The organism is Janthinobacterium goodfellowi (genome assembly GCF_051380695.1).
In the GTDB taxonomy this organism is placed as follows: Bacteria; Pseudomonadota; Gammaproteobacteria; order Burkholderiales; family Burkholderiaceae_D; genus Janthinobacterium.
The window spans coordinates 94,004-109,151 of the sequence record NZ_JBNYXN010000005.1 but is presented as its reverse complement, the minus strand read 5'-3'; the positions used below and the strand labels follow the sequence as shown (position 1 = coordinate 109,151).

Annotated in this window: 11 protein-coding genes and 2 tRNA genes; 11 read left to right on the top strand and 2 right to left on the bottom strand. The window is 66.8% G+C overall.

Annotated elements, in window-relative coordinates; genetic code table 11:
* Positions 1–62 precede the first annotated feature (62 nt).
* Both ACQ4WQ_RS19455 and ACQ4WQ_RS19450 read left to right on the top strand, forming a co-directional pair.
* Positions 63–1,289 (top strand): exonuclease SbcCD subunit D C-terminal domain-containing protein, encoded by a 1,227-nt coding sequence (locus ACQ4WQ_RS19455; RefSeq protein WP_436499304.1) that lies wholly within the window; start codon positions 63–65, stop codon positions 1,287–1,289.
* 16 nt (positions 1,290–1,305) lie between these two features.
* The gene (locus ACQ4WQ_RS19450; protein WP_436499302.1) at positions 1,306–5,064 is read left to right on the top strand and encodes an AAA family ATPase; all 3,759 of its coding nucleotides are present in this window, start codon (positions 1,306–1,308) and stop codon (positions 5,062–5,064) included.
* A 4-nt stretch (positions 5,065–5,068) separates the two neighbouring features.
* Here the strand turns inward: ACQ4WQ_RS19450 and ACQ4WQ_RS19445 are convergent, their stop codons facing one another.
* The gene (locus ACQ4WQ_RS19445; RefSeq protein WP_326459362.1) at positions 5,069–5,236 is read right to left on the bottom strand and encodes a hypothetical protein; all 168 of its coding nucleotides are present in this window, start codon (positions 5,234–5,236) and stop codon (positions 5,069–5,071) included.
* Between the two features lie 178 nt (positions 5,237–5,414).
* Between ACQ4WQ_RS19445 and ACQ4WQ_RS19440 the strand changes: the two genes are divergently transcribed.
* From ACQ4WQ_RS19440 to ACQ4WQ_RS19420, 5 genes are all read left to right on the top strand, one after another.
* Positions 5,415–5,624: a hypothetical protein gene (locus ACQ4WQ_RS19440; RefSeq protein ID WP_034755039.1), complete on the top strand. Its 210-nt coding sequence runs from the start codon at positions 5,415–5,417 to the stop codon at positions 5,622–5,624.
* A 60-nt stretch (positions 5,625–5,684) separates the two neighbouring features.
* Positions 5,685–6,542, top strand: a complete 858-nt coding sequence (locus tag ACQ4WQ_RS19435; protein WP_436499300.1) for a hypothetical protein — start codon at positions 5,685–5,687, stop codon at positions 6,540–6,542.
* A gap of 58 nt (positions 6,543–6,600) precedes the next feature.
* Positions 6,601–7,779 (top strand): methyltransferase, encoded by a 1,179-nt coding sequence (locus tag ACQ4WQ_RS19430; protein WP_436499298.1) that lies wholly within the window; start codon positions 6,601–6,603, stop codon positions 7,777–7,779.
* Between the two features lie 46 nt (positions 7,780–7,825).
* A tRNA-Met gene (locus ACQ4WQ_RS19425) sits at positions 7,826–7,902 on the top strand.
* Between the two features lie 143 nt (positions 7,903–8,045).
* Positions 8,046–8,122, top strand: a tRNA-Met gene (locus ACQ4WQ_RS19420).
* Between the two features lie 68 nt (positions 8,123–8,190).
* Here the strand turns inward: ACQ4WQ_RS19420 and ACQ4WQ_RS19415 are convergent.
* Complete coding sequence (locus tag ACQ4WQ_RS19415) at positions 8,191–8,751, bottom strand: hypothetical protein (RefSeq protein ID WP_436499296.1); 561 nt, start codon at positions 8,749–8,751, stop codon at positions 8,191–8,193.
* Positions 8,752–9,058: 307 nt separating this feature from the next.
* On the opposite strand from ACQ4WQ_RS19415, the gene ACQ4WQ_RS19410 reads away from it, so the two are divergent.
* The 4 genes from ACQ4WQ_RS19410 (at position 9,059) to ACQ4WQ_RS19395 (ending at position 14,982) form a co-directional block, all read left to right on the top strand.
* A complete protein-coding gene (locus ACQ4WQ_RS19410) occupies positions 9,059–9,577 on the top strand; it encodes a sigma-70 family RNA polymerase sigma factor (protein WP_436499294.1) in 519 nt (172 codons plus the stop codon).
* Between the two features lies 1 nt (position 9,578).
* Positions 9,579–10,586, top strand: a complete 1,008-nt coding sequence (locus ACQ4WQ_RS19405; protein WP_436499292.1) for a FecR domain-containing protein — start codon at positions 9,579–9,581, stop codon at positions 10,584–10,586.
* Between the two features lie 152 nt (positions 10,587–10,738).
* Positions 10,739–13,201, top strand: coding sequence for a TonB-dependent siderophore receptor (locus ACQ4WQ_RS19400; protein ID WP_436499290.1), 2,463 nt, complete (start codon positions 10,739–10,741; stop codon positions 13,199–13,201).
* A gap of 116 nt (positions 13,202–13,317) precedes the next feature.
* Positions 13,318–14,982 (top strand): acid phosphatase, encoded by a 1,665-nt coding sequence (locus ACQ4WQ_RS19395; RefSeq protein WP_436499288.1) that lies wholly within the window; start codon positions 13,318–13,320, stop codon positions 14,980–14,982.
* Positions 14,983–15,148 lie beyond the last annotated feature (166 nt).

Sequence of the window (15,148 nt, the reverse complement as noted above, 5' to 3'; positions counted from 1 at the left end):
TTCTCCAGTACCTGCCTCATTTCAGCTATATTGGCGCCTGTCTTCCCTACCCTTGCCCCACCATGCGCCTGCTGCACACCTCCGACTGGCATCTGGGCCAGACCCTGCACAATTTTGAAAGGGGCTACGAACACCAGCGCTTCCTCGACTGGCTGCTCGACACGCTCGTGGCCGAGCAGGTCGACGTGCTGCTGGTGGCGGGCGACGTGTTCGACAATGCCAATCCTTCCGCCGCGTCGCAAAAGCAGCTGTATGTATTCCTGCAGCAGGCGCGCGCGCGCCTGCCCGCGCTGCAGCTGGTCGTCGTCGCCGGCAACCACGATTCGGCGGGACGGCTGGAAGCGCCCGGCCCCCTGCTGGCCGCGCATGGCACGCACGTGATCGGCCATGTGCTGCGCGGCGACGATGGCCAGATCGACCTGGAACGCCTGCTGCTGCCGCTCACCGGCAGCGATGGCCAGGTGCAGGCCTGGTGCCTGGCCGTACCGTTCCTGCGTCCCGGCGACGTGCCGAAACTGCCGGCCGGCGACACCCAGGATGCCTACCTGGGCGGCATCGCCCTGCTGTACCGCCAGCTGACCGACCTGGCCCTGGCGCGCCGCCAGCCCGGGCAAGCCATCATCGCCATGGGCCACTGCCACATGGTGGGCGGCGAAATGTCGAACGATTCCGAACGCCGCATCGTCATCGGCGGCACGGAAATGCTGCCCTCGGGGATTTTTGATACGTCCATCGCGTATGCGGCGCTGGGCCACCTGCACAAGGCGCAGGCCGTGGGCGGCCAGGAGCACATCCGCTACTGCGGCAGCCCGATCCCGCTGTCCTTCGCGGAAGTGAACTACCGCCACCAGGTGCTGTGCCTCGATATCGACGGCGAAACCTTGCAATCCGTGCGCGCCATCGAGGTGCCGCGCACCGTGCCCCTGCTGCGCGTGCCGGCCACGCCGGCGCCCATCGCCGAGGTGCTGGCGCAGCTGGCGGCCCTCGACGTGCCCGACGCACCGGCCGAAGCGCAACCGTTCCTGGAAGTGCGCGTGCGCCTGGACGCGCCCGAACCGGGCCTGCGCACGCGCATCGAAACGGCCCTCGACGGCAAGCCCGTGCGCCTGGCGAAGATCGAAACGTCGAGCGCCGCGCGCGGCAGCGCGCCGGAAAACATGACGCTCGACCAATTGGGCCAGCTGCAGCCCGACGACATCTTCCGCCGCCTGTACCTGCAAAAATACGGCCGGCCCGCACCGCCCGAACAACTGTCGGCCCTGGCAGAACTGCTGCTGCCCGGCGCCTGAGTGCACCTGAAGAATCATGAAAATACTCAAAATCAGCGGCAAGAACCTGGCTTCGCTGGCCGGCGAATTTGAAGTCGACTTCCAGCAGGAGCCGCTGGCCTCCGCCGGCCTGTTTGCCATCAGCGGCCCCACGGGCGCGGGCAAGAGCACCCTGCTCGACGCGCTGTGCCTGGCCCTGTACGACGCCACGCCGCGCCTGCTGAAAGTGCTGGGCCGGGGCAGTGCCCTACCCGACGTGGGCAAGGAAACCGTCAACGCGCAGGATACGCGCACCCTGCTGCGCCGCGGCACGCCGGACGGCTATGCGCAAGTCGATTTCGTCGGCAACGATGGCGGTCACTACCGCGCGCGCTGGAGCGTGCGCCGCTCGCGCACCAAAGCCGAAGGGGCGCTGCAGGCGACCGCCATGAGCTTGCACCAGCTGCCCGCGCTGCAGCCCCTCGGCGGCACCAAGACGGAAGTGAAGGAAGAGATCGAAAAGCGCATCGGCCTGTCCTTCGACCAGTTTACGCGCGCCGTGCTGCTGGCGCAAAACGAGTTTTCCACCTTCCTCAAGACGGAAGACAATGAGCGGGGCGAATTGCTGGAAACCCTGACGGGCAGCAGCATCTATACCGACATTTCCATGCGCGCCTTCGAGCGGGCGAAAAAGGAAAAGCAGGTGCTCGAACGGCTGGGCGAAAAGCTGGCCGACCAGCGGCCGCTGTCGCCGGAAGAGCGCAGCGAGACCGAAGCGTCAAGCGGCGCGGCCGAAACCGCCCTGCAAACCATCGACCTGCGCAAAGCCGTGCTGGAATTGCAGCAGCGCTGGCACCAGGAGACGCACAAGCTGCAAACCCAGGTGGCGGCCGCGCAGGAAGCGCTGGACAGCGCCGATGCCGAACGGGCCGCCGCGGAGGAACGCCGCGCGGCGCTGGCGCAGTGGGAATTGCTGCAGCCGGCGCGGCCCCTGATCGACGACGTGGCGCGCCTGGCCGGCGACATCGCCGGCACGGGCGCCGCGCTGGAAGCGTCGCGCGCGCAGGCGGCGCAGGCCGTCGCCAGCGAGGCGCAGCTGGCGCAGGCCGTGCAGCAGGCGGCAGCGGCCTTGCTGGCCCGGGAAGCGGCGCAGCGCGACGCGGCGCCCCTGCTCGACCGAGCCAAGGCGCTCGACGCGGGCATTGCGGCGCACATGCCCGCGCATCGCCAGGCGCAAGCTGGCGCCCTGGCCGCCGACCAGGCCAACGAGGCGGCGCGCGCCGCGCTGCACGATCTGCATCAGCGCCAGCATGCCGCGCAGGCGGAACAGGAAGCGGGCCGCCAGTGGCTGGCATCGCACCAGCAGTGGCAGGCGCTGGCGCAATCATGGCAGTTGTGGGATCAATTGTTTGCCCAGGCAGGCCAGGCGGCCGCGCAAGCCGATGCGGCCGACGCCAGCATGGCCGAGTCAAGACAGCAGCTGCGCCAGGCCTTTGACGCCGCGCAGGCGGCGCAAGCGGCGCTGGCCAGCGCCGCTGCCGTGCTGGCGGCGCGCGATGCGGAACGGCGCGAGGCGCAAGCGGCCGTGCAAGCCATCGATGGCCAGGGGTTGCAGGAACAGCGCGGCCAGCTGGAGGCGCACGCGCGCCTGTTGACCAGCGCGGAAAAAATCTGGAGCGAACTGGCGCGCCAGCAGCAGGCGCTGGCGCACTGGCAAGCGAGGGCAGCCCAGCTGGCGCAGGCCGCGCAAACGGAAAACACGGCATGGGCGGCGGAAGCGGCGCAAACGGCGCTGCTGGAAGCGCGCCTGGCGCAGGCGGAAAAATCCTTGAAAGGCGCGGAAGCGGCATGCGCGGCCAGCGTCGGGCAGCTGCGCGCCACCTTGCAGGACGAGCAGCCCTGCCCCGTCTGTGGCGCGCTGGAACACCCGTACAGCCACGCCGATCACGCCTTGCAGGCGATGCTGGCCAGTTTGCAGGATGACGTGCTGGCTTGCCGCACGCAGGCGCGCGGCAATCTGGAGCGGCTGGCCACGCACAAGGCGGCGCTGGCCGCAACGGCGCGCGAACAGGCGCAAACGGAGGCCGAACTGGCGGCCCTGCCGCCCGCCATCGACAGCCTGAACGCGCAGTGGCAGCCGCATGCCGATACCTTGCAGCTGCCGCCCGAAAACCAACGCGCGGACTGGTTCGCGCAGCAGCTGGCGGCCAATGCGGCCGGCTTGCAGGCACTGGCGCAGCAGGAAACGGCGCTGCGCCAGACCAGCGCGCGGCGCGAGCAGGCGCAGGCGGCGCATGAACTGGCGTCGAGCGAGCACGCGCGCTGCACAAGCACCGTCGCCGAAACGCAAGCGCGGCTGGCGCAGCTGCAAGCGCAGCAAGCGGGCAACGCCGACAAGGGCGAGACGGCGCGCGCCGCGCTCGACGCCTTGCTGGTGCAGCTCGATGGCGCGTTCGCCGACGCCGATGGCGCCGAGGACTGGAAAGACAGCTGGCGCGCCGGCCCGGCCGCCTTCCGCGCGGCGCGTGAAACGGAAAGCCGGCAATGGCTGAAACAGCAGGCGGACCAGGACCACCGCGGCCACGCGCTGGCGACCCTGGCTGCGCAGCTGGAAGCGGCACAGCTGGCCGCCGCCAAGGCGCAGCAAGCGGCGCAGGAAGCCAACGCCGTCTTTGCCGCCGCCGACAAGCAGCGCACGGCAATGCAGGCGGAACGCCACGCGCTATGGCAGGGCCAGAGCGTGGCCGAGGTCGAGCGCGCGCTGGCAGGCGCCATCGCGGCGGCCAGGGAGCTGCTGGCGCGGCAGCAAACGGCGGCGCTATCGGCCGGCCAGCAGCGCACGCGCCTGGACGAAGCGTGCGCGCAGCTGTCGCAGCGCCTGGCCGCCTTGCGTGAACAGGAACACGGCGCCAATGCCGCCCTGCACGACTGGCTGCGCCAGTTCCAGGATGCCCATCCGGCCCATGCGCCTGCCGACATGGACGCCTTGCACACGCACCTGGCCATCGCACCGGAAGCCATGCGCGCCGAGCGCGACGCCCTGCAAGCGATCGCCGATCGCCACACGGCGGCCGTCTCCGTGCTGGCCGAACGCCGGCAGCAACTGGCGGCGCACCTGGCACAGCCGCCAGACGGCCTGGAAACGGACGCGGCGGCGCTGCAAGCCGCGCTCGACGCGCTGCTGCTGGAACGCCAGGCGGCCAACCAGGAAGCGACCCGGCTGCGCCTGGCCATCGCGCAGGACGACGCGCGGCGCCACAGCGCGCAAGCGATGCTGGCGCAGATCGAGGCGCAAGCCGTCATCGAGCGGCGCTGGGCCAGTCTGAATGAACTGATCGGCTCGGCCGACGGCAAGAAATTCCGCAATTACGCGCAGCAATTCACGCTGGAAGTGCTGCTCGGCTATGCCAACGCGCACCTGAACCACCTGGCGCGCCGCTATCAGCTCGAACGCATCGACAACCCGAGCAATCCGTCGCTGGGCCTGATGGTGCGCGACCAGGACATGGGCGGCGAACTGCGCTCCGTGCATTCGCTGTCGGGCGGCGAATCGTTCCTCGTCTCGCTGGCCCTGGCGCTGGGCCTGGCCTCGCTGTCCTCGAACCGGGTACGCGTGGAATCGCTGTTCATCGACGAGGGCTTCGGCAGCCTCGACACGGAAACCCTGCGCGTGGCCATGGATGCGCTCGACGGCTTGCAAGCGATGGGCCGCAAGGTGGGCGTCATCTCGCACGTACAGGAAATGACGGAGCGCATCGCCACCCGCATCCTCGTGCAGCCCGGTTCAGGCGGCAAAAGCGTGGTGACGGTGCGCTAGGTCGCTAGCGGCTGACCGGCTCCCGGCACAGCTTGAGCATATCCCAGCCCAGTTCGCGGCGGATCTGCTCGGGGTCGGGCGGGGGCCGGCGCTGTTCCAGCTCCGCTTTCAGCCACTTCCTGACCAGCTCCTTGGCGGGCTGTACAGGCTTTTCCTTGTCATGCTTGTCCATGGTGCTACCTCTTCAATGGCGGTCAGACGACCTCCTATATACGCTCAACGTCATGGCGCGGATTCAGTTGACCTGCGCGTGGCGCAGATGCAACAACGTGTAACGATGGACGGAGTGCGTTAAAATCGCCGCCTTCGCGTAACGACCCGCTACGCCCCGCAACAGTTCAAGGAAACCCATGAAAGCCGCCCGCAGCCTCACCTTCAAGTGCGTAAAATGTCACAAATCCATGCAGGTCTACCTGCAAAAAGTCTCCGCCTGCTCGCATATCCAGCCATACCAGGGCATTTGCGCATGCGGCGAACTCAAGCGCCACGCCACGGGCCAGGCCGATGCCGTCAAGTCTTACCTGGAGTCGGCGGACGGTAGCTGGTCGCACCACCACTAATGGTTAAAGAATGGGGCACGGCTGCCGTTAACTGAGTACTTACTCATTCGGAATTTGTTCATGTCCCAGCTTCCCGCCCTCGTTCCCGGCTCGCGCCAGCCCGCCGCCAATACCCCGGCAGGGCAAACGCCGCCTAAAACGGGCGCCGGCCTGGCCGCTTCGCCTCTGATGCAGCGCACGGCGCAAGACGTGGTGGCCCTGTCGAAGAATGGCCTGGACCTGTCGGCCAAGGGACTGTCGCAACGGACCGATGCGCTGGGCAACGCCACGGTCGACGCGGCGCAGGATTTCCTGAACAACATGACGCGCCAGATGTTCGGCGACGGCGCCAGCATCGCCTTCGATTCCGTCGACCTGCAAGCGGGAGCCAGCTTCAGCAGCGGCAGCGCCAGCGTCTCGGGCGCCGGCAGCAGCAGCCGCGCGGCCGCCTTCAGCCTCGATGAAAACGCCCATTTCATCGGCAAGGGCAAGATCACCACGGCCGACGGGCAAACCTTCGACTTCGAACTGGAAGTGCAATATCAATCGAACATCAGCGCGGGCGTCCTTGAGCAAACGCAAGGCGAAGCGCCGGAAGCCACATCATCCGAAGACGACTCCCTGCCCGCCAGGGAGTTGCCCGCCACGACCTTCGCCGGCAATCTGCACGACCTGTTCAAGCTGCTGGGCCAGCAATTGCAAAGCAACATTTTTAATAACAACGTCAACAGCAAGGCCGATGGCGCCAGCGCCAGCGGCAACGATGGCGACCTGGCGGGCAGCCTGAGCTTGCGTTTGCTCAAGCTGGTGCAGCCGGACGCGGCGGTCAAAGCCGACCAGAAAGCCGTGGAAACGACGCCGGAAGACCAGGCGCGCGCCCGCGCGCTGGCACTCGCCTATGGCACGGACACTGCTGACGGCACGGCCAGCGACGTATAATGGAAGACGGCCTGCGCAGGCGACCATGCCGCGCGCCCCCTTCTATCGATTGAAACCCATGTCCGACACTTCTTCCCCTACCGTTCATCCGCAGATCCACTGGAGCGAAAACGGCGCCGAGCATTCGGCCCGCTGGCGCTCGGAAAGCGGCATGCCGCCGCCCAAGCGCGTCGTCATCGCCGACGACCGCACGACGGCCGACCAGGCTTACCGCCTGGCCTGCGAAGGCACGGCCATGCTGTGGCGCGGCGACTTCCAGAACGCGCGCCAGCTGCTGCAGGCGCTGGCGCGGCGCGCCGACCACAAGAACGACAAGCCGAGCAAGAAGGCCAAGGCCGCCAAGCTGGCGAAACCCGAACCATCGGCCACGGAAGCCTTCCATTTGCACCGCCAGGCGCAGTCGCAGCGCGCCCGCACCCTGGCCATTCTGCTGCTGCCTTTCGATGCCGACTACACGATTCCGCTGCGCCGCGCGCCGGACGTGAAACTGGCTTGCAATGAAGCGTATGGCCGCGGCGAGGAAGCGTTCGTCGCCTCGCTGCGCGAGCTGCTGGGCCTGATCGGCGCGCACGAATGGCGCCGCACGGGCGTGGAACTGCCGGCCCTGGGCCAGCGCATCCACCCGCACTACGGCGTGTTCGCCCCGATCCGCGGCGAGTACGTGGGCCTTGTGGCGGAAGCGCCGCTGCCCGCGCGCGCCAGCCTGGCCTTCGACATCGGCACCGGCACCGGCGTGCTGGCCGCCGTGCTCGCGCAGCGCGGCGTCAAGCGCATCGTCGCCACCGACCAGGACCCGCGCGCCCTGTCCTGCGCGCGCGAAAACCTGGCCCGCCTCGACTTGATCGACAAGGTCGAGGTGGTGCAGGCCGACCTGTTCCCCGCCGGCCGCGCGCCGCTCGTCGTATGCAATCCGCCATGGCTGCCGGCCCGTCCAAGCTCGCCGATCGAATACGCCGTCTATGATCCGGACAGCCGCATGCTGCGCGGTTTCCTTTCCGGCCTGGCGGAACACCTGGAAGCCAACGGCGAAGGCTGGCTGATTCTATCGGACCTGGCCGAGCACCTGGGCCTGCGCCCGCGCGCGCAATTGCTCGAATGGATAGAACAGGCAGGCTTGAAGGTCGTCGACCGCCTGGACGTGAAACCCACGCACCCGCGCGCGCAGGACGCCACCGACAGCCTGCACGCGGCCCGCTCGAAGGAAATCACCTCGCTGTGGCGCCTGGCGGCGGCGTAATCGAGGCAGCCATTGCGCATTGCAGCAAACCCCGCTATAATTCGGCTGCGGGGTGGAGCAGTCTGGCAGCTCGTCGGGCTCATAACCCGAAGGTCACAGGTTCAAATCCTGTCCCCGCAACCAATATATGAAAGCCGCTGATTCTTGCAAGAGAATCAGCGGCTTTTTCTATTGCGGCGCAGTATCTCAATGACCATCCTGCAAGCCAAATATCCTTCATTTCCATCCGCTCTTTCGCAATGCAGCAAACTCGGTTATAATTCGCCTGCGGGGTGGAGCAGTCTGGCAGCTCGTCGGGCTCATAACCCGAAGGTCACAGGTTCAAATCCTGTCCCCGCAACCAATACATAAAAACCGCTGATGCCTGCAAGGGCTTCAGCGGTTTTTTCATTCCGGGCCGGGCCCACGCTTTTACGCGGTGACGCTGGCCCTGATCTGCCTGGCCGCCGCATGCAGGCTGGCCGCCACCCGTTCCAGCTTGTCGGCGCCCGCCGTTTCAGCCAGGGCGGCAAAGGCGCTGATATGAAACGTGGCCACCATGGCGGGCGACACTTCCAGCTCCAGCGCGGTCTTGCTCAATTCCGTCGACGCCTCGAGATAAGGCTCGCTGCCCGCCTCGAATGCCTGCTTGGTTTCCAGCAATTCCTGGCCGCCTTCCGCCTTGGCCAGGCAAGCATCGACCTTTTGCTGGAACGCCGGCAAGGTATCGCGCACGGGGCCGGCATCCGGCGCCGCTTCGGGTTCCGCTGGCGCGGGAGCGGCTGGCGCCGGCTTGTCCGCCGCTGGCATGTCGCGCAAAGTGAGCCAGCGTTCGACGGCGAGGAAGTCGGCAAACGGCTCCTCCACCTTGGGGTTCATCAGCCAGACTTCGCCCGTGCGCCAGTCTATCCTGGCGCCGCGCTCGTTTCTCGCCAACAAAATATCCTTGCCGCCATCGGCATTCGACACGCGGCCGATGTCGAGCCAGTTCATCAATTCCGCCTGGCGCGACATCGCGTTGACCCGATGAAAAAAGGCCAACCATAAAAATCTGGCGACCAATAGAACCAGGGCACCGCCAACCATCCACATCATTTTTCGCTCCGCACCACATCGACAGCCCGCATTTTCTCACATGAAAGCTTGCGCCAAGGAAACTTTTACATCTGCCGTGCGCAGGCGCAAATCCCTCGCCGCAGGCGGCCCAGGCGCAGTCGCATTTCAGCAACGCCGCGTTTTCCCGATTGCCTGGCGTGCGCCGCTAGGCTATCATGAGAACAATTCTCATTTAGATTAAGCCATGCTGTCCGCCCCTTCCCCGCCATCCGATTTCCAGGCCCTGTACGCCGAGCACCACTCCTGGCTGCTGCACTGGCTGAAGCGCCGCCTGCACGATGCGGGGCTGGCGGGCGACCTGGCGCAGGATACCTTCCTCAAGATCTTCGTCGCGCGCAGCAGTGCCGGCATCGCGCAGCCGCGCCCTTTCCTGGCCACCATCGCCAGGCGCCTGCTGGCCAACCACTGCCGGCGCGAAGAGCTGGAACGGGCCTACCTCGACGCCCTGCTGCACCAGCCACAAGCCTGCACGCCATCGCCGGAAGCGATGTCCATGCTGCTCGAGTCGCTGCAGCTGATCGACCGCGCGCTGGAACGGCTGTCCGCCAAGGCCAGGGCCGCTTTTTTGCTCGCCCACCTGGATGGCATGAGCTATGCCGAGATCGCCGCCGAACTGGGCACCAGCACGCATTCCGTCAAAAAATACCTGAGCAAGGCCAACTTGCTGTGCTTTTTTGCCGTGCCCGATTTTGCCGCGCCCTGACATGCGCGCCGCCACCGTCTACGCCCAGGGCCAGCCCATCGATCTGGCCATCGCCATGCAGGCGGCCGAATGGCTGACCACCCTGATGAGCGGCGAAACCACGCCGGCGGAAAAAACGGCCTGGCAGCAGTGGCGCCAGGCGCACCCCGATCATGAACGGGCATGGAAACACATCGAAAACGTCAGCGGCGGCTTGCGCGCACTCGATGGACCAGCCAGCCGCCAGGCGCTGCTGCAAAGCCCCCATTCGCGTTCCGTCTCGCGGCGCGGCAGCCTGCGGCTGCTGGCGTGGGTATCGGCCATCGGTCTCACCGGCTGGTTCGGCGCGCGCTCGGAATATGCGCCCGGCATGGCCCGCGCCGCGCTGGCCGACCTGTCCACCGGCGTGGGCGAACGCTGCGAGCTGGCCCTGTCCGACGGCAGCCGCCTGCATTTGAACAGCGGCAGCGCCGTCAACATCCGCTACACGGACACGCAACGGCTGCTGCAACTGGTGCGGGGCGAAGTCTTCATCGCCACCGCCCGCGAAACGGGCCGGCCCTACCGCCCCTTCCTCGTCGAAACGGCGCAAGGCCGGGCGCAGGCGCTGGGCACGCGCTACTCGGTACGCCAGGACGAGGGCCACACCCAGGTCGCCGTCGAGGAAGGCGCCGTGCGGCTGATGCCGCGCCAGGGCCACGCCAGCCTCGTGATCCAGGCGGGCCAGGGCGGCGGCATGACCGCACAAAGCATCGTGCCCGCGCACGCCGTCTCGCCCGATATCTGGGCCTGGCGCCAGGGCTTGCTGCTGGCCGACGCCATGCCGCTGCGCGACTTCCTGCATGAGTTGAGCCGCTACCGCCACGGCTTGCTGGGCTGCGACGACGCGGTGGCCGGCCTGCGCCTTTCCGGCGTCTTCCCGCTGGCCGACCTGGACGCCGTGCTGCTGTCGCTGCCCGATTCGCTGCCGGTGGACGTGCGCCTGCGCACGCGCTATTGGGTGCAGGTGGAAGCGCGGCGGAAGCGCTGAACATGTATTTTCACGCCAGCGCAAAAAAAGGTACCCGTTTTCGATTCTCGCGTGACCTGTGTAGGCAACGTTCTTTTTGACGACTACACCACAAGGTAACCATGTCCCAAGTTATGTCTTCCCGGTTTCGGTCCCGGCCGCGCATCAAGCGCATGGCGCATGCCATCCAATGCATCTTCATCGGTTCGGCCCTGCTGCTGAATATCCCCGCGCCAGCCCTGGCGCAGGAAATCGTGGCCGCGCCAGCGGCCAGCCTCGACTTCCAGGTGCCGGCCGGCGACCTGGCGGCGGCGCTGCGCCAGGTCGCCAGCCAGTCGCGGGTCATCCTCAGCTTCACGCCGGACCAGACGCGCGGCAAGACGTCGGCGGGCCTCGCGGGCCGCCACGACGTGCTGGCCGCCCTGAACGGCGTGTTGCGCGGCACGGGCCTGAAGGCCGAGCGCAGCGCCAATGGCAGCTACGTGCTGCGCCCGGCCCAGGCCCAGGTGGAATCCGGCGCGGAGGCCATCGCCATGATGCCGGAGGTGTCGGTCAAAGCGCAGCAGGACGCCACCGAAGGCTCGGGCGCGTATGTCTCCGCCCTGCCGATCGCCACGGCCACGCCGCTGGGCCTGTCGATCAGGGAAACGCCGCAGTCGGTCAGCGTCATCACACAGCAGCGCATGCAGGACCAGGGCTTGAGCACGATCGCGCAAGTGATGGCGCAAACGCCGGGCGTCACCCTGTTCTCGCTGGGCAGCGAGCGCACGGGCTTTACCTCGCGCGGCTATTCGATCACCAATTACCAGCTCGACGGCGTCAGCACGCATTCGGAAAACCTGGGCCTCGATGCGATACCGTCGCAAAGCCTGGCCGACATGGCGCTGTACGACCGCATCGAAGTGCTGCGCGGCGCCTCGGGCCTGATGACGGGCGCGGGCGACGCGTCGGGCGTCATCAACATGGTGCGCAAGAAGCCGACGGCGCAGTTCCAGGCCGCCGTCGAGGGCGAGCTGGGCTCCTACGATGAACGGCGCGCGATGGCCGACATCTCGGGTCCGCTGAACGAGGCGCGCACGGTGCGCGGCCGCCTCGTGACCGTGTACGAGGAAGGCGACAGCATCATCGACGGCTACAGCCGCGACAAGAAAGTGGTCTACGGCGTGGTCGAGGCGGACCTGTCCAGCGACACGAAACTGACGGCCGGCGTGACGCACCAGCGCAAGCGCTCGGACGGTTCCCTCTCCTACCTGGGCTTCCCCCTGTTCTACAGCAATGGCGTCATGACGGACCTGCCCCGCTCCTTCAGCCCGGCGGCCAGGTCGAATCGCTTCAACACCAATTCAACCGACATCTTCGCCACCGTGGAACACGCGCTGGCGAACGACTGGAAGCTGAAAGTCTCGGCCAACCGCGTACAGTCGTCGCAGGAAGAGCGCGCCGTCTACATGAACGTGAGCGGAAGCTTCCCCGACCAGGCCACGGGCGATGGCCTGGGCTTGAGCGCCGACTACCGCGATTACCAGCTGAAGGTCAACAGCGTGGACGTCAACGTGCGCGGGCCGTTCAACGCCTTCGGCCGCCAGCACGAACTGGTGCTGGGCATGGACTACAGCGAATTCCAGAGCAAGACCGATGGCCGCTTCGACTGGAGCATCCAGGGCAGCGACGTCAACCTGTACCGCTGGAATCGCCTGGCAACACCCGTGTTTGGAGATACCTACGTCACCTACGACAGCACGCGCCGCCAGGCCAGCGCGTATGCCGCCACGCGCCTCAACCTGTCCGAGCGCCTGAAACTGATCGCCGGCGCCAAGGTGCTGCGCTACAGCGAGAACTACATCTCGGACGCGCCTACCGTGCCGTTTTACAGCGCGTCGCCGGCTTCGGAAAGCCGTGTCTTCACGCCGTATGGCGGCCTGGTGTTCGACATCGACGCCACGCACAGCGCCTACGCCAGTTATACCACCATCTACCAGCCGCAAGCCCAGCAAGACCGCTACGGCAAGCTGCTGGCGCCGCGCGAGGGCAAGACCTTCGAAGCGGGCGTCAAGAGCGGCTGGCTCGATGGCCGCCTGAACACCTCCGCCGCGCTGTACCAGATCCGCCAGAGCAACCTGGCCGAATCGGACCCCGGCTACACCGTCCCTGGCACGAACAATCCCGCCAACCGCACCATCAAGGGCGCCAGGACCCAGGGCGTGGACCTGGAAGCGACGGGCGCGCTGACGCCGGACTGGAACATCTCGGCTTCGTGGTCCTACAGCCAGACGGAAAACAATACCGGCAAGGCGATCCTGACCACGTTCCCGCGCCACCTGGTGAAACTGTGGACTACTTACCGGCTGCCCGGCGAGCTGCATCGCCTGACGGTGGGCGGCGGCGTGAACTGGCAAAGCCGCGTGTATTCCGACATCGACGCGTGGCAGATCGACCGCACCCTGCACTGGGAACAGAAGGCGTACTCGGTGGCCAGCCTGATGGCGCGCTACGACGTCAGCGACAAGCTGTCGGCCACCGTGAACGTGGCCAACCTGTTCGACAAGCAGTACACGGCTTCCGTGTCGGACTGGTGGTACTCGGGCATGCATGGCCCGGCGCGCAAGGTGGCACTGAAGGTCCGCTACCAGTTCTAAGGCAGGCCGAATATTTCGCACTGGCGCAGGGCCGGTGATACAATTTTCCCGCTTCACGGGCGTTGCCGGCCATTGCCGCCAACGCCCGTGCCCATAGAGACACCCAAGGAGAATGTGTGAAGGACCTCGCCCCCGCCCTGCCAGCCGATCCGGCCGACCAACCCGCCAATCCCTCGCGCCGGCGCATTTTCCAGGCTGCTTCCGCAGTCGGCCTGGCCGCCAGCCTGCCGGCGCTGGCCGACGCCGCGCCAGCCAGGAAGACCATCGCCAAGGGTTCGCTCGACGCGAAACTCAAGGCGCACGTCAAGAACGTGGTCGTGATCTACCTGGAAAACCGCAGCTTCAACAACCTGTTCGCCAACTTCCCCGGCACCAGCGCGCCCCTGTCCGCCGTCACGGCGGAACAGGCGCAGCAGATGGACCGCGACGGCAAGCCGCTGGCCAGCCTGCCGAAGATCTGGGGCGGCCTGGTGCCGAACCAGCAAAACATCGGCGGCACCGATTACCTGATCAAGGAAGAGCAGATTTCCGGCCTGCCCAACGCTCCCTACAAACTGAGCGACGCGGCCGGCAAGCCCCTGCCCGAGAGCATCATCACACGCGACCTCGTGCACCGCTTCTATAACAACCAGATGCAGATCAACGGCGGCAAGAACGACGGCTTTGCCGCGTGGGCCGACAGCGGCGGCCTGGTGATGGGTCACTACGGCGAAACGTCGAAAAACCTGAACCTGTGGCAGATCGCCGAGCAGTACACGCTGTGCGACAACTTCTTCATGGCGGCCTTCGGCGGCTCCTATATGAACCACCAGTTCCTCGTCACGGGCCGCGCCAATGAATACTTCAATGCTGCCGAGACGGCGGCGAAGAAAAAGATCGCCGTCCTGTCCGACGGCCCGCAAGGCGTGCGCCTGGCCATCTCGCCCGACTGCCCCGCCTCGGCGCTGGACGGCAAGCCGAAATACGTGAACGACGGCGCCATCACGCCGGACGGCTATGCCGTCAACACCATGGCGCCGCCATATCAACCGAGCTACATCCGCCCCGCCTTCGACGGCGACCCGCTGCACGCCGACCCGGCCGACGCGAATACCCTGCCGCCGCAAACCTACGACACCATCGGCGACCTGCTGTCGCGCAAGGGCGTCAGCTGGGCGTGGTATGGCGGCGGCTGGCAAGCGGCGCTCGACCACAAGGGCGGCGGCAGTAAACCAAATTTCCAGTTCCACCACCAGCCGCTGAACTACTTCAAGCAGTTCGCCCCCGGCACGGCTGCGCGCGCCGAACACCTGCGCGACGGCGGCACGGGCGACAGCCCGATCTCGAACAAATTCCTCGCCGCCGCCGTGGCCGGCAAGCTGCCGGCCGTGACCTTCTACAAGCCGCAGGGCAATCTGAACCTGCACGCGGGCTACTCGGATATCGAGTCGGGCGACCAGCACGTGGCCAACGTCATCCAGCATCTGAAGGAATCGCCGCAGTGGAAGGACATGATCGTGGTGATCACGTTCGATGAGAACGGCGGCTGGTGGGACCACGTGGCGCCGCCGAAGGGCGACCGCTGGGGTCCGGGCACGCGCATTCCCGCCATCGTCGTCTCGCCGTACGCGAAGAAAGGCGCCGTCGACCACAGTTTCTACGACACGACGTCGATCCTGCGCCTGATCACGCGCCTGCACGACCTGCCCCTGCTCGAAGGCCTGAAAGTGCGCAACGACGCATTCGCGGCACGCGGCGCGCTGCCGCCGGGTGACCTGACGGGCGCCCTCAGCTTCCGCTAAACGCCATCCAAAACCTGCTGCGCGTCGCGATTTGCGGCCTGCGATGCTCACTGTGCTAAAGCACAGTTGCGCTTCTCAGCCACAACTCACTGCCGCTCGCTACGGTTTTGTCAGGCGTTATAAGCCACCCACGGTGCGGCACGCCTGTGATACACTGCGTGCCGCA